The sequence below is a fragment of the Buttiauxella izardii genome (assembly GCF_003601925.1).
Taxonomy (GTDB): Bacteria; Pseudomonadota; Gammaproteobacteria; order Enterobacterales; family Enterobacteriaceae; genus Buttiauxella; species Buttiauxella izardii.
Genome location: NZ_QZWH01000044.1, coordinates 61,139 through 77,917, shown reverse-complemented (window position 1 = coordinate 77,917; position 16,779 = coordinate 61,139). Strand labels below are relative to the sequence as shown.

At 53.0% G+C, this 16,779-nt stretch carries 18 protein-coding genes and 1 riboswitch; of the genes, 10 read left to right on the top strand and 8 right to left on the bottom strand.

The window, feature by feature from the left end; translation table 11 throughout:
* Window positions 1-209: 209 nt before the first annotated feature.
* Genes cecR through D6029_RS17555 form a run of 5 tightly spaced genes read left to right on the top strand, consistent with a single transcriptional unit; the run spans window position 210 to window position 5,879 of the window.
* A complete protein-coding gene (gene cecR, locus D6029_RS17575; protein WP_120066031.1) occupies window positions 210-905 on the top strand; it encodes a transcriptional regulator CecR in 696 nt (231 codons plus the stop codon).
* Window positions 895-1,896, top strand: a complete 1,002-nt coding sequence (hlyD, locus tag D6029_RS17570) for a secretion protein HlyD (protein ID WP_120066030.1) — start codon at window positions 895-897, stop codon at window positions 1,894-1,896. The genes cecR and hlyD overlap by 11 nt, the downstream gene beginning before the upstream one ends.
* Window positions 1,889-3,637: an ATP-binding cassette domain-containing protein gene (locus D6029_RS17565; protein WP_120066029.1), complete on the top strand. Its 1,749-nt coding sequence runs from the start codon at window positions 1,889-1,891 to the stop codon at window positions 3,635-3,637. Before hlyD ends, D6029_RS17565 begins: the two co-directional genes overlap by 8 nt.
* Window positions 3,624-4,763, top strand: a complete 1,140-nt coding sequence (locus D6029_RS17560) for an ABC transporter permease (protein WP_120066028.1) — start codon at window positions 3,624-3,626, stop codon at window positions 4,761-4,763. The genes D6029_RS17565 and D6029_RS17560 overlap by 14 nt, the downstream gene beginning before the upstream one ends.
* A gap of 9 nt (window positions 4,764-4,772) precedes the next feature.
* Window positions 4,773-5,879, top strand: a complete 1,107-nt coding sequence (locus D6029_RS17555) for an ABC transporter permease (RefSeq protein ID WP_120066027.1) — start codon at window positions 4,773-4,775, stop codon at window positions 5,877-5,879.
* On the opposite strand, the gene D6029_RS17550 is transcribed toward D6029_RS17555, so the two are convergent.
* Complete coding sequence (locus D6029_RS17550; protein ID WP_120066026.1) at window positions 5,841-6,251, bottom strand: YbhQ family protein; 411 nt, start codon at window positions 6,249-6,251, stop codon at window positions 5,841-5,843. The genes D6029_RS17555 and D6029_RS17550 overlap by 39 nt on opposite strands.
* Window positions 6,252-6,383: 132 nt before the next feature.
* Between D6029_RS17550 and D6029_RS17545 the strand changes: the two genes are divergently transcribed.
* From D6029_RS17545 to D6029_RS17535, 3 genes are read left to right on the top strand one after another with little or no spacing between them, the layout of a single operon-like run.
* On the top strand, window positions 6,384-7,142 hold the full coding sequence (locus D6029_RS17545) for an endonuclease/exonuclease/phosphatase family protein (protein WP_120066025.1): 759 nt from the start codon (window positions 6,384-6,386) through the stop codon (window positions 7,140-7,142).
* Window positions 7,139-8,395, top strand: a complete 1,257-nt coding sequence (gene clsB / locus D6029_RS17540) for a cardiolipin synthase ClsB (RefSeq protein WP_120066024.1) — start codon at window positions 7,139-7,141, stop codon at window positions 8,393-8,395. The genes D6029_RS17545 and clsB overlap by 4 nt, the downstream gene beginning before the upstream one ends.
* Window positions 8,395-9,444 carry a lysylphosphatidylglycerol synthase transmembrane domain-containing protein gene (locus D6029_RS17535; RefSeq protein ID WP_120066023.1) on the top strand — a complete coding sequence of 350 codons (1,050 nt, stop codon included), beginning with the start codon at window positions 8,395-8,397 and terminating at the stop codon, window positions 9,442-9,444. Before clsB ends, D6029_RS17535 begins: the two co-directional genes overlap by 1 nt.
* On the opposite strand, the gene D6029_RS17530 is transcribed toward D6029_RS17535, so the two are convergent.
* The 6 genes from D6029_RS17530 to moaA all read right to left on the bottom strand — a co-directional run bounded on the left by D6029_RS17530 (window position 9,441) and on the right by moaA (window position 12,956).
* Complete coding sequence (locus tag D6029_RS17530; RefSeq protein WP_120066022.1) at window positions 9,441-10,151, bottom strand: Bax inhibitor-1/YccA family protein; 711 nt, start codon at window positions 10,149-10,151, stop codon at window positions 9,441-9,443. The two genes, D6029_RS17535 and D6029_RS17530, sit on opposite strands and share 4 nt — an antisense overlap.
* Before the next feature lie 87 nt (window positions 10,152-10,238).
* Entirely contained in the window at window positions 10,239-10,691 is a 453-nt protein-coding gene (gene moaE, locus D6029_RS17525) for a molybdopterin synthase catalytic subunit MoaE (protein WP_120066021.1), read from the bottom strand.
* Window position 10,692: 1 nt separating this feature from the next.
* Window positions 10,693-10,938, bottom strand: a complete 246-nt coding sequence (gene moaD / locus D6029_RS17520) for a molybdopterin synthase sulfur carrier subunit (RefSeq protein ID WP_120066020.1) — start codon at window positions 10,936-10,938, stop codon at window positions 10,693-10,695.
* Window positions 10,931-11,428 carry a cyclic pyranopterin monophosphate synthase MoaC gene (gene moaC / locus D6029_RS17515; RefSeq protein ID WP_120066019.1) on the bottom strand — a complete coding sequence of 166 codons (498 nt, stop codon included), beginning with the start codon at window positions 11,426-11,428 and terminating at the stop codon, window positions 10,931-10,933. The genes moaD and moaC overlap by 8 nt, the downstream gene beginning before the upstream one ends.
* A 3-nt stretch (window positions 11,429-11,431) precedes the next feature.
* The gene (moaB, locus tag D6029_RS17510; RefSeq protein ID WP_120066018.1) at window positions 11,432-11,944 is read right to left on the bottom strand and encodes a molybdenum cofactor biosynthesis protein B; all 513 of its coding nucleotides are present in this window, start codon (window positions 11,942-11,944) and stop codon (window positions 11,432-11,434) included.
* A gap of 22 nt (window positions 11,945-11,966) precedes the next feature.
* Window positions 11,967-12,956: a GTP 3',8-cyclase MoaA gene (moaA, locus tag D6029_RS17505; protein ID WP_120066017.1), complete on the bottom strand. Its 990-nt coding sequence runs from the start codon at window positions 12,954-12,956 to the stop codon at window positions 11,967-11,969.
* Window positions 12,944-13,077, bottom strand: a riboswitch (molybdenum cofactor riboswitch). (Overlaps the previous gene by 13 nt.)
* Before the next feature lie 199 nt (window positions 13,078-13,276).
* Here moaA and yvcK point away from each other — a divergent pair.
* Window positions 13,277-14,185: a uridine diphosphate-N-acetylglucosamine-binding protein YvcK gene (gene yvcK, locus D6029_RS17500; protein ID WP_120066016.1), complete on the top strand. Its 909-nt coding sequence runs from the start codon at window positions 13,277-13,279 to the stop codon at window positions 14,183-14,185.
* 102 nt (window positions 14,186-14,287) lie between these two features.
* On the opposite strand, the gene uvrB is transcribed toward yvcK, so the two are convergent.
* A complete protein-coding gene (gene uvrB, locus D6029_RS17495; RefSeq protein ID WP_120066015.1) occupies window positions 14,288-16,303 on the bottom strand; it encodes an excinuclease ABC subunit UvrB in 2,016 nt (671 codons plus the stop codon).
* A 14-nt stretch (window positions 16,304-16,317) separates the two neighbouring features.
* Between uvrB and D6029_RS22430 the strand changes: the two genes are divergently transcribed.
* On the top strand, window positions 16,318-16,686 hold the full coding sequence (locus D6029_RS22430) for a hypothetical protein (protein ID WP_147365247.1): 369 nt from the start codon (window positions 16,318-16,320) through the stop codon (window positions 16,684-16,686).
* The last annotated feature ends 93 nt before the right edge of the window (window positions 16,687-16,779 follow it).

Here is a 16,779-nt window from a genome sequence, read left to right as displayed (position 1 = left end):
TCCAGGGGTTCATATGACGCCAGTCATTCTGGCGCGAGAGAGGGGCACAAACCACGGTGCCGTAAGCCGCGCAGTGTAGCAGCTTTTGTGACTTTGCGCACAAATTCTATTTTTGTATACATTCACAAGATAAATGTTTGTAACTGGACACGCTGGAATCGGACGCCTACTCTTAATCAATCGATTGATTAACTTTTTAAGAGGTCGGTATGAACCCAGCACCGACGCCGGTCACTTCACGTGGCGAGCAGGCCAAAAACACACTGATTACCGCCGCTATCGCGCAGTTTGGCGAATACGGTTTACACGCCACTACCCGCGATATTGCTGCGTTGGCCGGGCAAAACATTGCCGCCATCACTTACTATTTTGGCTCAAAAGAAGAGCTGTATATGGCGTCCGCGCAGTGGATTGCGGATTTCATCACCCACAATTTCAAGCCGCATGTCGAACGTGCCGAGGCGATTCTTAGCCAGCAGTCGCCGGATAAACCGCAGATTCGCGAACTGATTCACACTGCCTGCGAGCACATGATTGTCCTGCTGACCGCCGATGAAACGCTGAATCTGAGCAAGTTTATCTCCCGCGAGCAGCTCTCACCCACTCCGGCTTATCAACTGATTCACGAACAGGTGATTGCGCCGATGCACACGCATCTCACCACGCTTGTCGGGCGCTACACCGGGCGCCGCCCTGATGACACCGCCACCATTTTGCACACTCATGCGCTGCTCGGGCAGGTGCTAGCGTTTCGTCTTGGGCGCGAAACCATCTTGCTGCGTGCCGGATGGACGACGTTTGATAGCGAAAACGTAAAGCAAATCAGCGACGTGGTACGCAGCCATATTGATTTTATTTTGCAGGGGTTATCGAGCCAACGAGGAATTGCCAGCAATGAAAAGTAAAAAGCCGATTGTTATCGCCGTGGTGGTTGTCGCGCTGATTGCCGCGGGACTTGGCGGGTGGTTCTGGTACAAAAGCCAGCAGGATCAAACGCTCACGCTGTACGGCAACGTGGATATCCGCACCGTTAATATGAGTTTCCGCGTCGGCGGACGTCTGGCGGCGTTGCAGGTGGATGAAGGCGATGCGATTAAAGCCGGTACTACGCTTGGCGAGCTGGACCAGGGGCCGTACCAAAATGCCCTGTTACAGGCGCAGGCCAATGTCGCTGCCGCACAGGCCAAGTTTGATTTGATCATCGCCGGGTATCGCGATGAAGAAATCGCCCAGGCCGCAGCGCAGGTGAATCAGGCGCAGGCCGCGGCTGATTACGCGCAGAATTTTTATCAGCGCCAGCAAGGTTTATGGGCGCGACGCGTGGTTTCCGCCAATGAGCTGGAAAACGCCCGTTCATCGAGCGACCAGGCCAAAGCCACGCTGAAAGCCGCTCGCGATAAGCTAAGCCAGTACAAAAAAGGCAATCGCCCGCAGGAAATTGCTCAGGCGCAAGCCAGCCTGCAACAGGCGAAAGCGCAACTTGCCCAGGCGCAATTGGATTTACAAGACACCACGCTGATTGCGCCATCTGACGGCACGATACTGACCCGCGCCGTAGAACCCGGCAGCATGTTGAATGCCGGAAGCACCGTATTAACGCTGTCTCTGACTCGCCCGGTATGGGTGCGGGCTTACGTCAACGAAGTGAGCCTGAACCAGGCAAAACCGGGTACCGAGCTGCTGGTATACACCGACGGTCGCCCGGATAAGCCGTATCACGGCAAAATTGGTTTTGTCTCCCCTACCGCTGAATTCACGCCGAAAACCGTCGAAACGCCGGATTTGCGCACCGATTTGGTGTATCGCCTGCGCATTATCGTGACGGATGCCGACGACGCGCTGCGCCAGGGAATGCCGGTCACCGTGAAATTCAATGACGAGAACGCGCATGAATAGCCAGGACGGCATCATTGCCCTGCACGGGTTAATGAAACAGTTTCCGGGGCAGGAAAAGCCTGCGGTCGCCAGCCTTGAATGTGAGATTCATACCGGCTCAGTGACCGGGCTGGTAGGTCCAGACGGCGCAGGGAAAACCACGCTGATGCGCATGCTGGCGGGTTTATTAAAACCGACCGAAGGCACCTCCAGCGTTATCGGGCTTGATCCGGTAGAAGATGACCGCGCCTTACACGCCGTTTTGGGATACATGCCGCAAAAATTCGGCCTGTATGAAGATTTAACGGTAATGGAAAACCTGACCTTGTACGCCGATTTGCGGGGCGTGACGGGCGAGGAACGAAAGGCCACGTTTAAGCGCCTGCTGGAATTTACCGCGCTTGGCCCATTTACCACGCGCCTTGCCGGGAAGCTTTCCGGTGGCATGAAACAAAAACTCGGCCTCGCCTGTACGCTGGTCGGCCAACCTAAAGTGTTGCTGCTCGATGAACCCGGCGTCGGCGTCGACCCCATTTCACGCCGCGAGCTGTGGCAAATGGTGCATGAGCTGGCGGGCGACGGCATGTTGATTCTGTGGAGCACGTCGTATCTCGACGAAGCCGAGCAGTGCCGCGATGTGTTGCTGATGAATGAAGGCGAGCTGTTGTATCACGGCGCGCCAAAAGAGCTGACACAGCAAATGGCCGGGCGTTCGCTGCTGGTAAGCCACAGCGAGGAAAATAATCGCAAGCTGTTGCAGCGTGCGTTGAAATTACAGCAGATCAGCGACGGCGTGATCCAGGGGCGTTCGGTGCGTTTAATTCTTGCAAAAGAAGCAACGGTTGAAGAACTCGCTCAGGCGCTCAATCTGCCCGCAGACAGCATTTCGCAAACTGAACCGCGCTTTGAAGATGCGTTTATCGACCTGCTCGGCGGTGCGGCAACTCAGGAATCTCCCCTCGGGAAAATTCTGCATACCGTGGAAGGGACTCAAGGTGAAACGGTGATCAAAGCCGAAGCGCTGACCAAAAAATTCGGCGATTTCGCAGCAACGGATAACGTGGATTTCACCGTCCAGCGCGGCGAGATTTTCGGCCTGCTGGGGCCAAATGGAGCCGGGAAATCCACCACCTTCAAAATGATGTGCGGCTTGCTGGTGCCGACTTCAGGCAAAGCGTTAGTGCTGGATATGGACTTAAAAACCAGTTCCGGCAAGGCGCGCCAGCATCTCGGTTACATGGCGCAAAAATTTTCGCTCTACGGCAACTTAACCGTGGCGCAAAACCTGCGGTTTTTCTCCGGCGTGTACGGCCTGCGCGGCAAAACGCAGGAAGAAAAAATCCAGCGCATGAGCGAAGCCTTCAGCCTGCAACCGATCATGAACAGTTCCACCGATGCGCTGCCGCTCGGTTTTAAGCAGCGCCTGGCGCTGGCGTGTTCGTTAATGCACGAACCCGACATTCTGTTTCTCGATGAACCGACCTCAGGCGTTGACCCGATTACGCGTCGGGAATTTTGGCTGCATATCAATAGCATGGTGGAAAAAGGCGTCACCGTGATGGTGACGACGCACTTTATGGATGAAGCGGAATATTGCGACCGTATCGGGCTGGTTTATCGCGGCAAGTTGATTGCCAGCGGCACGCCGGACGACCTGAAAGCACAAGCCGCAGACGACGAGCAAACTGACCCGACTATGGAACAGGCGTTTATTACGCTGATTCATCAATGGGATAAGGAGCACGAGCATGAGCGATCATAACCAGGCGGTGTCCTGGCGGCGGGTGCGCGCGTTGTGCGTGAAAGAAACGCGCCAGATTGTACGCGACCCCAGCAGTTGGCTGATTGCCGTGGTGATCCCGCTGTTGCTGCTGTTTATTTTTGGTTACGGCATTAACCTCGATTCCAGCCGCCTGCGCGTCGGGGTTTTGTTGGAGCAGCAAAGCGAAGAAGCGCTGGATTTCGCCCACACCATCACCGCTTCGCCCTACATTGACCCGACAATCAGCGATAACCGCCAGCATCTGATTCAGTTAATGCAGGCGGGGAAAATTCGCGGGCTGGTGGTCATTCCAACTGATTTTGCGCAAAACATGGCGCGACCCGGAGCCACCGCGCCCGTCCAGGTGATTACCGACGGCAGCGAACCCAACACCGCCAACTTTGTGCAGGGTTATATGGAAGGCATCTGGCAAATTTGGCAGCAACAGCGAGCGGAAGATCGGGGCGAAAAGTTTGAACCGCTGATAGACGTACAGCTTCGTTACTGGTTTAACCCGGCGGCTATCAGCCAGCATTTTATTATTCCCGGCGCGGTGACCATTATTATGACGGTGATCGGTGCCATTCTAACTTCGCTTGTCGTCGCGCGCGAATGGGAGCGCGGCACCATGGAAGCGCTGCTTTCCACACAGGTGACGCGCACCGAGTTGCTACTGTGCAAACTGCTGCCCTATTACGTGTTAGGAATGCTGGCGATGCTGCTGTGTATGCTGGTGTCGGTGTTTATTCTCGACGTGCCTTATCGCGGTTCGTTGCTCATTCTGTTCCTGGTGACCAGCCTGTTTTTACTCAGCACGCTCGGCATGGGGCTGTTGATTTCAACGATTACCCGCAACCAGTTTAACGCTGCGCAAGTGGCACTTAACGCTGCGTTCTTGCCGTCGATTATGTTGTCCGGCTTTATCTTCCAGATTGACAGTATGCCGGCGATTATCCGCGCCGTGACTTACGTGATCCCCGCCCGCTATTTTGTCAGCACGCTGCAAAGCCTGTTCCTGGCGGGGAATATTTCGACCGTTTTGATCATCAACACGCTGTTTTTGATTGCCTCGGCGGTGATGTTTATCGGCCTGACGGCACTGAAAACCAAGCGCCGTCTTGATTAGGGGAAAGCGATGATTTATCGGTTATGGACATTAATACGCAAAGAGCTGCAATCCCTACTGCGCGAGCCACAAACTCGTGCGATTTTGATTCTGCCCGTGGTTTTGCAGGTGGTGCTGTTTCCCTTTGCCGCAACGCTTGAAGTCACTAACGCCACCATCGCGATTTATAACGAAGACAACGGCAGCCACTCGGTTGAGCTGACACAGCGTTTTGCCCGCGCCAAAGGCTTTAGCCATGTGCTGTTGCTGAAAAGCCCGCAGGAAATTCAGCCGACCATTGATAACCAAAAAGCGCTGCTGCTGATTCGCTTCCCGGCGGATTTCTCGCGGGATATCGCCAGCCAGCAACAAGCCAAACTGCAAATTATTCTTGATGGGCGAAACTCAAACAGTGCGCAGATCGCCGCAAATTACCTGCAACAGATTGTGAAGAATTACCAGCAGGAACTGGTGTCCGGGCAGCCAAAACCGAATAACAGCGAACTGGTGGTGCGCAACTGGTACAACCCGAATCTGGATTACAAATGGTTCGTGGTGCCGTCATTGATTGCGATGATCACGACGATTGGCGTGATGATTGTGACGTCGCTATCCGTCGCCCGCGAACGCGAGCAAGGCACACTCGATCAGCTGTTAGTTTCGCCGCTCGCCACCTGGCAGATTTTTGTTGGCAAAGCGGTGCCCGCTCAAATCGTGGCAATCGGACAGGCCACCATCGTGCTGGGCGTGGGGATTTGGGGTTATCACATTCCGTTTTCCGGCTCGCTGTTGCTGTTTTACTTCACGATGCTGATTTACGGGCTGTCGCTGGTGGGATTCGGCCTGCTGATTTCCGCGCTCTGTTCAACGCAGCAGCAGGCGTTTATCGGCGTGTTTGTCTTTATGATGCCGGCGATTTTGCTCTCGGGTTATGTGTCCCCGGTGGAGAACATGCCGGTGTGGCTGCAAAACCTGACGTGGGCGAATCCGATTCGGCATTTCACCGATATCACTAAGCAGATTTATTTGAAGAACGCGAGTTTCGATATTGTGTGGGGAAGCGTGTGGCCGCTGTTGGTTATCGCGGCCATCACCATTTCAACGGCGTACTGGATGTTTCGGCGTAAAATCGCCTGAGGTTTTGTCTTTGGCGAGCAGCGAATAGATGATTGGCCCGGCAATCATCGCCAGACCCGCCGCCACCAGCAGAAACTTGTTTTCGACCACGCGTGACAACAGCCACAGCGCAATCATCGCGTTACCGAAATACCAGGTGGTGGTCAGCTCTTCAAGAAAATCGCCTATGTCACGTAACCGCCCGGTGCGCACACGGTGCAGGGCGAGCATCAGAATCACGGTTGCCGCATAGAGCACACACAGGCCGATGCCGACCGGTATTAAGGTGGCAGTTTTCCAGCCAACGAGCAGCGCACAGACCACCAAAAGATGCAGCATTATCTGCCAGCAGCTTAAGCCTGTTGTCACTTGTACACGTTGTTGCCATTTCATTATTTCTCTCCTGGCCGCTATTTCCTGTCTTTCAGAGTACCGCAGTATGCGGAAAATTCCGTAACCCGGCACCTATTTGTGACAGAGACTACACTTTATTTTCATCAGGATGTTAACAATGCCGGGAGAAGCATGGGTAACAAGGCTCAGCACTTTACCTTCAAAGTGCTCACAATAAATACACACAAAGGTTTTACCGCACTCAACAGGCGCTTTATTTTGCCGGAGTTGCGTGATGCGGTGCGCGCGGTTTCTGCCGATATCGTCTGTTTGCAGGAGGTGATGGGCGCACACGAAGTCCACCCACTGCATGTGGAAAACTGGCCTGATACCAGCCATTACGAATTTCTCGCCGACACCATGTGGAGCGATTTCGCCTATGGCCGTAACGCGGTTTACCCCGAAGGCCACCATGGCAATGCGGTGCTGTCTCGCTTCCCTATTCAGCATTTTGAAAACCGTGATATCTCGGTGGAAGGCCACGAAAAACGCGGCATGCTGCATTGCCAGATGAATGTGCCCGAGTCCAATAAGCGTGTGCATGTGATTTGCGTGCACCTTGGCCTGCGGGACGCGCACCGTCAGGCGCAGCTCAATATGTTGTGCCAACTGGTGAATAACCTTCCAGAAGGCGAGCCGGTGGTGGTTGCCGGGGATTTTAATGACTGGCAGCAACGCGCCAATTTACAGCTCAAACAGACGGGCCTGGATGAAGTGTTTACCCGCGCCTGGGGCCGCCCGGCGCGCACCTTCCCTGCCCGTTTCCCGCTGCTTCGCCTCGACAGAATTTATGTGAAAAATGCCTCTGCAAGCGCACCGACTGCGCTGCCGTTGCATCAATGGCGGCATCTCTCAGACCATGCGCCACTCGCCGTGGAGATTCATCTATGAAAAATAACTGGCGCGACGGGAACCGGATTTCACTGCTCGAAAACGGTGACGAGTTTTTCCCGGCGGTTTTCAAAGCCATTGAACAGGCGCGCAGCAAAGTGCTGCTCGAGACATTTATCTGGTTTGAAGATGACGTCGGCAAGCAATTGCATGAAGTTTTACTGAGTGCCGCACAGCGCGGCGTTAGCATTGAAGTTCTGCTTGATGGCTACGGTTCGCCGGATTTAAGCGATCAATTCGTAGAACAACTGACCACCGCTGGCGTACTGTTCCGTTATTACGATCCTCGCCCGCCGCTGTTTGGCATGCGCACCAATTTGTTCCGTCGTATGCACCGCAAAATCGTGGTGGTTGACGGCGCGGTGGCGTTTGTCGGTGGCATTAATTATTCCGCAGAACAGATGAGCGATTACGGCCCTGAAGCGAAACAGGATTATTCGGTCAAAGTCGAAGGGCCGGTGGTCGACGATATTTACCAGTACGTGATCTCCAATTTGCCAGGCTCTGACCACAAGCGCCAGTGGTGGCGTCGCCGCCGAAATCCCGCGCAAGAAAACCTCTCGCCCGGTGAAGCGCAGGCGCTGTTCGTCTGGCGCGACAACGAACAGCATCGCGACGACATCGAGCGTTATTACCTGAAAATGCTCAGTAAAGCGAAACGTGAAGTGATTATCGCCAATGCGTATTTCTTCCCTGGCTACAGGCTGCTACACGCAATGCGTAATGCTTCCCGGCGCGGCGTTTCGGTCAAATTGATTGTGCAAGGCGAGCCGGATATGCCGATTGTCAAAGTCGGCGCTCGCCTGCTTTACAACTATTTAACCCGCGCGGGCGTGAAAATTTATGAATACAAACGCCGCCCATTACACGGCAAAGTCGCGCTGATGGACGACCACTGGGCGACGGTCGGTTCCAGTAATCTTGATCCACTGAGTTTGTCGTTAAATCTTGAAGCGAACCTGATTATTTATGACCGCACCTTCAATGACACGCTGCGTGCCAACCTGACTGCTCTGATTGCCAAAGATTGCCAGCCAGTGGATGAGTCAATGTTGCCCAAACGCACCTGGTGGAATCTGGGCAAAAGCGTGCTGGCCTTCCACTTCTTACGCCATTTCCCGGCCATGGTCGGCTGGCTGCCCGCCCATACGCCAAAACTTGCGCAGGTGATGCCTCCGGCGCAGCCGCATATGGAAACTCAGGACAGGGTTGAATCAGAGGTTGAGACGGAAAACCAGGGAGTGAAATATTGATGTCGCACTCGCATCCGAAATGGCGCAAAGCAAAGAAAATCCTTACCTGGCTATTTTTTATTGCCGTGATCGTGCTGTTGGTGGTGTATGCCACGAAGGTGAACTGGGAAGAAGTCTGGGAGGTCATTAAGGACTATAACCGCCTGGCGCTGTTTAGCGCGGTCGGGCTGGTGGTTCTGAGCTATCTGATTTACGGCTGTTACGACCTGCTGGCGCGCTCGTATTGCGGGCATAAACTGGCGAAACGGCAGGTGATGCTGGTGTCGTTTATCTGTTATGCGTTCAACCTCACGCTAAGTACCTGGGTCGGCGGCATCGGCATGCGTTACCGACTTTATTCACGGCTTGGGCTGCCGAGTGCGACGATTACGCGCATCTTCTCATTGAGTATTTCCACCAACTGGCTGGGCTACATTTTGCTGGCGGGGGTGATTTTTACCGTCGGCGTGGTGCAATTGCCGGATCACTGGTACATCGACGAAACCACTTTGCGGATTTTGGGTGGCGTATTGCTGGCAATCATCGCGGTTTATCTGTGGTTTTGTGCCTTCGCCAAACATCGCCATATGACGATAAAAGGCCAGCGCCTGGTGCTGCCATCGTTTAAATTCGCGCTGATGCAGCTGGTTATCTCAAGCTGTAACTGGATGGTGATGGGGGCGATTATCTGGCTGTTGCTCGGCCAGCAGGTGAACTATTTCTTCGTGTTGGGCGTGTTATTAGTCAGCAGTATTGCCGGGGTGATTGTGCATATTCCTGCCGGAATCGGTGTGCTGGAAGCGGTGTTTATTGCTTTGCTGGCAGGCGAGCATGTCACTAACGGCAAGATTATTGCGGCATTGCTGGCGTACCGAATGCTCTATTACATCGCGCCGCTGATACTGGCGATAGTGTGTTATTTAGTGCTTGAGAGTCGGGCGAAGAAGATGCGCGTGAAGAATGAGAAGAAGCTAAACAACCCTCACCCCAGCCCTCTCCCTGAGGGAGAGGGTGAAAAGTTTACCCCTTCTCCTGGGGGAGAAGGCCGGGATGAGGGTGGCAGAACTTAACGGCGGTTGCCGAAAATACGCAGCAGCATCAGGAACAGGTTGATGAAGTCGAGATACAGCGTTAATGCGCCAAGAATCGAGTACTTGCGCATAGTTTGCGTATCACGAGTATCAATCTGCTCGCCGATGTTTTTCAGCTTCTGCGTGTCGTAGGCAGTCAGGCCGACAAACACGATCACGCCGATATACGTTACCGCCCACATCAGCGCGGTGCTCTCAAGCCAGATGTTGACCAAAGACGCCAGCACGATACCAATCAGCGCCATAAACAGCATGTTGCCAAAACCGCTTAAATCACGCTTGGTGGTGTAACCGTAGAGGCTCATCGCACCAAACATGCCGCCTGCCACCACGAAGGTGCTGGCGATGGATGAATAGGTGTAGACGATAAAAATACTGGAAAGCGTCAGGCCCGTTAATGCCGAATAAAGCATAAACAAGCTGGTCGCCATACCCGCGCTGAGCTTATGCACCATGCCTGAGAGCACAAAAACCAGCCCCAGTTGCACGATGATCAGCCCGAAGAAGGTGATTTTGCTGGAGAAAACAAACTCCATCACCGCTGGGGTATTGGCAGCGTACCAGGCGACAAATGCCGTCAGTAACAGGCCGCATGTCATCCAGCCATAAACTTGTGCCATATATGCCTGCAAGCCAGTACGGGCCTGCTGCACGATGGTGTCATTGGAACGTGGGAATCGATCCATGATGCTTCCTTAAGTGAATTACGTTGACCGAATTTCAGGCCGAAAGACCTGTACCTTAAGATTAACACAACTGCATGAAGGTGCCTGTTACCAACGTTTGGCGGCTTGCTTATCGGTATCCCGCGCTTCTACCCAGCGATCCCCGTCAGCCGTAGCCTCGCGCTTCCAGAACGGTGCACGCGTTTTCAGATAATCCATGATGAATTGTGCGGATTCAAACGCCGAATTACGGTGTGCGCCGGTCACGCCAACAAAAACAATTTCATCACCTGGCCATAATTCGCCGATGCGATGAATGACGCTCACGCGTTGCAGCGGCCAACGGCTGCGCGCTTCTTCGATAATTTCCGCCAGCGCTTTTTCCGTCATGCCCGGATAGTGTTCGAGCGTTAAGGCGCTGACGCTATCGCCCAAATTGTGGTTACGCACTTTGCCGGTAAAGGTCACTACCGCACCGTCTTCGTCACACTGCGCAAGCCACTGGTATTCATCGCCGACGTTGAAGTTTTCGTGGCTGACGCGGATTCGAGTGTTTTCCATTTTAGCCTCCGGTGACTGGCGGGAAGAAAGCCACTTCGTCGCCGTCGCTAACAGGATGGTCAAAACTCACCAGCGTCTGGTTAACCGCCGCCAATAATTTGCCAGACTCGAGCGCCAGCGCCCAACGGTCACTTTTAGTTGCCAGTTCGGCGCGAAGCTGCTCGACGTCATTGAAAGTGGCATCCAGTTGCAGACGGTCGCAATCGACCAGTTCACGCACCTGAGCAAAAAACAGCACGTTAATCATGGCTTTCCACCTTGCTGTCTACTTTAAAATCTCCAGATTTCCCACCGCTTTTCGCCAGCAGGCGCACCGGGCCAATCACCATATCTTTCTGCACGGCTTTGCACATGTCGTAAATGGTTAATGCCGCAACCGATGCGGCGGTTAGCGCTTCCATTTCCACGCCAGTTTTTCCGGTCAGGCGGCAAACGGATTCGATGCGCACACGGTTGTATTCCGGCTCGGCGGCTAAATTCACTTCGACTTTGCTGAGCATCAGCGGGTGGCAAAGCGGGATCAAATCCCAGGTGCGTTTTGCCGCCTGAATCCCGGCGATACGCGCCGTGGCAAACACATCACCTTTGTGGTGGCTGCCTTCGATAATCATGGCGAGCGTTGCAGGATCCATGGTGATAAACGCTTCGGCGCGCGCTTCACGCACGGTTTCGGCTTTGGCGGAAACATCGACCATGTGCGCTTCGCCAGCGGAATTAATATGAGTGAGTTGCGACATAGTTTATTTCTTGAGGTGTGGGTGGAAATTGCAAGGGCGCACGCGAGCATCCAGCTGTGGCTGAATGATATTTTCCCACGCGGTATGACACGCTTTGGTGGAACCCGGCATGGCAAAAATCAACGTGCGGTTCGCAATACCTGCTAATGCGCGTGATTGCAGCGTTGAAGTGCCGATTTCTTCAAAAGAGAGCATGCGGAACACTTCACCAAAACCTTCGATTTCACGGTCAAACAGAGGTAAAAGCGCTTCCGGGGCCTGGTCGCCATCGGTAAAACCGGTGCCGCCGTTGATCAGCACAACCTGCACTTCGTCATCAGCAATCCATTGCGAAACCTGGGCGCGTATCGCATAGCGATTCTCTTTAACGATCGCTTTGGCAACAACCTGATGCCCGGCTTCCGTAGCGGCTTCACGCAGATAATGTCCTGAAGTGTCGTCCTCTTCGCCGCGACGGCTTGAGACAGTCAGAATAGCAATATGTACCGGGATAAATTCACTGCTTACCTGGCTCATAGATCTCCCTTTTTATCTGGTTTTACCCGCCGATATAAGACAGGTTTTGAGTGATGCCGGTGTCACCGTCATGCAGGAAATGGGTCTGTTTTTTGTGCGTTAAGGCTTCGGCTATGCGCGCTTCGAGTTCGTCGATTTGCTCGTCGCTTGCCAGCAAATCACGCAGGGAAATGCCCTGCTCGCCGAACAAGCAGAGGTGCAGATTACCGACAGATGAAACGCGCAGGCGGTTACAGCTGGCACAGAAGTCTTTTTCATACGGCATGATGAGGCCGATTTCACCCGCGTAATCGGGGTGGCAAAAGACCTGCGCCGGGCCGTCGCTGCGGCTGCGTAGCTGGTGAACCCAGCCGCGAGCCAGTAACTGGTCGCGAATGGTTTTGCCGGAAATGTGGTGTTTACGGAACAGCTCGCCGCCGTCGCCGGTTTCCATCAATTCGATAAAACGCAGTTGAATAGGTCGCGGTTTGATCCACGCCAGGAAGGTATCGAGTTCGTGGTGATTTACGCCACGCATCAGCACGGTGTTCACTTTTACGCGCTCAAAACCGGCGGCAAAAGCGGCGTCTATGCCGTCCATCACCTGGCGGAATTTATCCTGCCCGGTAATAGCGTGGAACTGGCGAGCGTCAAGGCTATCAACGCTGACGTTAACAGCAGTCAGCCCGGCATCGCGCCATTGCTGGATATCTCGCGCAAGGCGATAGCCATTTGTGGTTACCGCAATCTGGCGAATACTGGCGTTTTCACGCACGGCGGCAATGATGTCGGTGAAGTCTTTACGTAAAGAGGGTTCGCCACCGGTCAGGCGGACTTTTTCAGTGCCGAGCGCGGCAAATGCTCGCGTGACGCGGCGAATTTCATCGACGTTGAGGAAACTTTTATTCGCCACACCGTGAGGCTTGTAGCCATCGGGCAGGCAATAGTTGCAACGGAAATTGCAAACGTCGGTAATAGACAAACGCAGGTAAAAAAACTTACGAGCGTAAGCATCGGTAAGTTGGGTAGCCATGTACACCTTCCAAATACGGGAGATGCAGTCATTTCTTTCTGCACCCTGGTGACTCGAGGTCACGGCCAAAGCACCGTATCTTGCGACTTAGGTCCAGAGGCTTAGTGTGTTTAGAGCGATAGTAGCGCGTGATGACGTTATTCGCCATAACAGCTTTCGCTGTATATTTATATACATAACGAACTAATCGTTCAATTTCGCTACAGACTACGCGAAAAGTGAACTTTTGCTTTGATATACATCATTAACGTCCGAGGCTGAATCGTATTTTACCTGCATTTGCGCTACCTTATTTCGATAGTTCGTCATAAGGAATAGTTATGCGCAATCGTACGTTTGCGGATTTAGACCGGGTGGTCGCCCTTGGCGGTGGGCACGGTCTGGGCAGGGTCATGTCGTCCCTCTCCTCTTTAGGTTCACGTTTAACCGGCATTGTTACCACCACCGATAACGGCGGTTCTACAGGACGTATTCGACGTTCTGAAGGAGGCATTGCCTGGGGTGATATGCGCAACTGTTTAAATCAGTTAATTACCGAACAAAGCGTGGCTTCGGCGATGTTTGAGTATCGTTTTGGCGGTAATGGCGAACTTTCTGGTCATAACCTCGGAAACCTGATGTTAAAGGCGCTCGATCACCTAAGCGTAAGGCCTTTGGAAGCGATCAATCTTATTCGTAACCTGCTTAAAGTGGATGCGTTTTTGATTCCAATGTCCGAACAGCCGGTAGATTTGATGGCTACGGATGCAGACGGCCATTTTATTTATGGTGAAGTGAATATCGACCAGCTTTCGTCGCCGCCGCAGGAGTTGTCGTTGTACCCAAAAGCTCATGCCACGCGTGAAGCGGTGCAGGCGATTGCCGAAGCTGACCTGATTTTGATTGGCCCAGGCAGTTTCTACACCAGTTTAATGCCGATACTTTTGCTGGAAGATATGGACCAGGCGTTGCGCCGCACCCCTGCTCCGGTGGTTTTCATTGGCAATTTGGGTAAGGAATTAAGCACCGCCGCCGCCAATCTGTCGCTGGCGCAAACACTGGATATTATGGAGCAGCGAATCGGTAAACGCGTAGTTGATGCCGTAGTCGTTGGCCCGCAGACTGACGTTTCTGAAATTACCGACCGTGTAGTCACCCAGGAACCGCTGGAAGCCAGCGATGTTCGCTATCGCCACGACAGGCATTTACTTCGCCTGGCGCTGGAAAAAGCGCTTCAACAACTCGGCTAATAATTACTGTAACTGGCAGGTAAAACGGTGGATGACGCTTATCCACCTTGCAAATGCTGTATTGCGTAGGTCGGATAAGCGGTAGCGTCATCCGACAATTCATTAAGACGTAGCAATAAACAACTGCCGTAACTGATGGAGTTGGTCGCGAATTTGCGCGGCTTCTTCAAATTCCAGATTTTGCGCGTGTTCCTGCATCTTCCCTTCTAACTGATGGATTTTCTGCTGCAACACTTTAGGTGTGAGGATGATTTCATCATCTTCAATCACGCTGCGCGCTTTGCTCTTAAGGCGGCCTTTGGTTTTCGCCATCCCTTCGCCTAGTTGCAGAACATCGACCACTCGTTTATTCAGCCCTTGCGGCGTAATGCCATTTTCTTCGTTGTACTGCTGCTGTTTTGCACGGCGGCGTTCCGTTTCACCAATCGCTTTCGCCATTGATGGGGTAATTTTGTCGCCATACAAAATGGCTTTGCCGTTGATGTTACGCGCCGCACGACCGATGGTCTGAATCAATGAACGCTCGGAACGCAGGAAGCCCTCTTTATCGGCGTCCAGAATCGCCACCAGCGACACCTCTGGCATGTCCAGGCCTTCACGCAGCAAGTTGATGCCCACCAGCACGTCGAACTCGCCAAGGCGCAAATCACGGATGATTTCCATACGCTCTACGGTGTCGATATCTGAGTGCAGGTAACGCACCTTTTCGCCATGCTCTTCAAGATATTCGGTTAGATCTTCCGCCATACGCTTGGTCAGCGTGGTGACTAGCACGCGTTCGTTGATTTCGACACGCTTACGAATTTCAGACAACAAATCGTCGACCTGAGTGCCAACAGGGCGCACCTCGATAATCGGATCAAGCAGACCGGTTGGCCTGACCACCTGATCAATCACATCGTCACCCGATTTTTCTAACTCGTAATTGCTCGGTGTTGCTGAAACATAAATAGTTTGCGGCGCCAGCGCTTCAAATTCTTCAAATCTCAACGGGCGGTTATCCAGCGCTGAGGGCAGACGGAAGCCATATTCGACCAGTGTTTCTTTGCGCGAGCGGTCACCTTTGTACATCCCACCGATTTGCGGAATGGTGACGTGCGATTCATCAACCACCAGCAAACCATCGGCAGGCAGGTAATCGAAAAGTGTTGGCGGCGGCTCGCCAGGGCCTCGGCCAGAAAGGAAGCGCGAGTAGTTTTCGACACCTGAGCAATAACCCAGTTCGTTCATCATTTCTAAATCAAATTGAGTCCGCTGCGAGAGGCGCTGCTCTTCAAGCAGTTTATTATTGGCCAGCAAAACTTTGCGGCGATCTGCCAGCTCAACTTTGATCTCTTCCATCGCTTGCAGGATTCGCTCACGTGGTGTGACGTAGTGCGATTTCGGGTAAACGGTGAAACGCTGGATAGTTTGGTCGATTTGCCCGGTCAGCGGGTCAAACAGCGATAGCCGCTCCACTTCTTCATCGAAAAGTTCTACGCGCACGGCTAAATCGTCCGACTCCGCCGGGAAGATATCCACCACTTCGCCGCGCACGCGGAATGTGCCGCGCTGGAACGCCTGGTCATTGCGGGTATATTGCAGTTCAGTCAGGCGGCGAATAATCGAGCGCTGATCGACGATCATCCCTTTGGTGAGATGCAGCATCATTTTCAGATACAAATCCGGGTCGCCCAGACCATAAATCGCCGACACCGACGCCACCACAATCACATCTCGCCTTTCAAGCAGTGCTTTAGTCGCCGACAAACGCATCTGTTCAATATGTTCGTTCACCGAGGAGTCTTTCTCGATAAAAGTATCGGAGCTCGGAACGTACGCTTCGGGCTGGTAGTAGTCGTAATAAGAAACGAAGAACTCCACCGCGTTATCCGGGAAGAACTCTTTCATCTCGCCATACAACTGCGCTGCCAGCGTTTTGTTGGGTGCCAACACCATGGTCGGGCGTTGTAAATCAGCAATCACATTCGCCACAGTAAATGTTTTACCGGAGCCTGTTACACCCAATAAAGTCTGGTGGGCAAGTCCGTCTTCCAGACCTTCTTTCAGACGACGAATGGCGTCTGGCTGATCGCCAGAAGGTTTGAATGCTGAATTTAGTTTGAACGCTTTACTCATGAAGAGGCTACCTGATGAAGAAACGAGCGGGCCGGAGGATAATTTTACTCGGCACAGGAAATTTTGCCAGAAAAAGATACTGGATGAAAACCCAGTTCCTTAGCAACGCGATTATGATACTGCCCTGCTTTGCCATCGGGTTTGCATGCAAAACAGGCAACTCTCAGTGCTTTGCGCTGACCAAAATGGTTATCCCCAGATTTTTTTATCTTTTAACAATTGTCAAGCAGTGTCATAAAAGCGTAAGGAACTTCTGTGGCACTTTTATTGCACCGATTGATTTTATTCAACTCATTAATTTTAAACGATTATTTGCAAAAGTCTGGTTTCGCGTCAATTCATCCGCAACCCGCGCCCGCTCTCGCTTACCGCAAGTTTTCTAACTCTAATGCACATGGTTATCCACAGGAATAGTGGATAACTGCCTTCAGCCCTTTTGCAGCGCAGACCGCAAAAAACCCTAAAATCTGTATTCC

Coding starts and splice junctions, on each gene's coding strand:
- D6029_RS17555 (WP_120066027.1), top strand. CDS start 4,773: ATGATTTATCGGTTATGGACATTAATACGCAAAGAGCTGCAATCCCTA.
- yvcK (WP_120066016.1), top strand. CDS start 13,277: ATGCGCAATCGTACGTTTGCGGATTTAGACCGGGTGGTCGCCCTTGGC.
- uvrB (WP_120066015.1), bottom strand. CDS start 16,303: ATGAGTAAAGCGTTCAAACTAAATTCAGCATTCAAACCTTCTGGCGAT.
- D6029_RS17545 (WP_120066025.1), top strand. CDS start 6,384: ATGGGTAACAAGGCTCAGCACTTTACCTTCAAAGTGCTCACAATAAAT.
- D6029_RS17535 (WP_120066023.1), top strand. CDS start 8,395: ATGTCGCACTCGCATCCGAAATGGCGCAAAGCAAAGAAAATCCTTACC.
- moaC (WP_120066019.1), bottom strand. CDS start 11,428: ATGTCGCAACTCACTCATATTAATTCCGCTGGCGAAGCGCACATGGTC.
- moaD (WP_120066020.1), bottom strand. CDS start 10,938: ATGATTAACGTGCTGTTTTTTGCTCAGGTGCGTGAACTGGTCGATTGC.
- moaA (WP_120066017.1), bottom strand. CDS start 12,956: ATGGCTACCCAACTTACCGATGCTTACGCTCGTAAGTTTTTTTACCTG.
- D6029_RS17565 (WP_120066029.1), top strand. CDS start 1,889: ATGAATAGCCAGGACGGCATCATTGCCCTGCACGGGTTAATGAAACAG.
- D6029_RS17550 (WP_120066026.1), bottom strand. CDS start 6,251: ATGAAATGGCAACAACGTGTACAAGTGACAACAGGCTTAAGCTGCTGG.
- D6029_RS17560 (WP_120066028.1), top strand. CDS start 3,624: ATGAGCGATCATAACCAGGCGGTGTCCTGGCGGCGGGTGCGCGCGTTG.
- moaB (WP_120066018.1), bottom strand. CDS start 11,944: ATGAGCCAGGTAAGCAGTGAATTTATCCCGGTACATATTGCTATTCTG.
- clsB (WP_120066024.1), top strand. CDS start 7,139: ATGAAAAATAACTGGCGCGACGGGAACCGGATTTCACTGCTCGAAAAC.
- moaE (WP_120066021.1), bottom strand. CDS start 10,691: ATGGAAAACACTCGAATCCGCGTCAGCCACGAAAACTTCAACGTCGGC.
- hlyD (WP_120066030.1), top strand. CDS start 895: ATGAAAAGTAAAAAGCCGATTGTTATCGCCGTGGTGGTTGTCGCGCTG.
- cecR (WP_120066031.1), top strand. CDS start 210: ATGAACCCAGCACCGACGCCGGTCACTTCACGTGGCGAGCAGGCCAAA.
- D6029_RS22430 (WP_147365247.1), top strand. CDS start 16,318: ATGAAGAAACGAGCGGGCCGGAGGATAATTTTACTCGGCACAGGAAAT.
- D6029_RS17530 (WP_120066022.1), bottom strand. CDS start 10,151: ATGGATCGATTCCCACGTTCCAATGACACCATCGTGCAGCAGGCCCGT.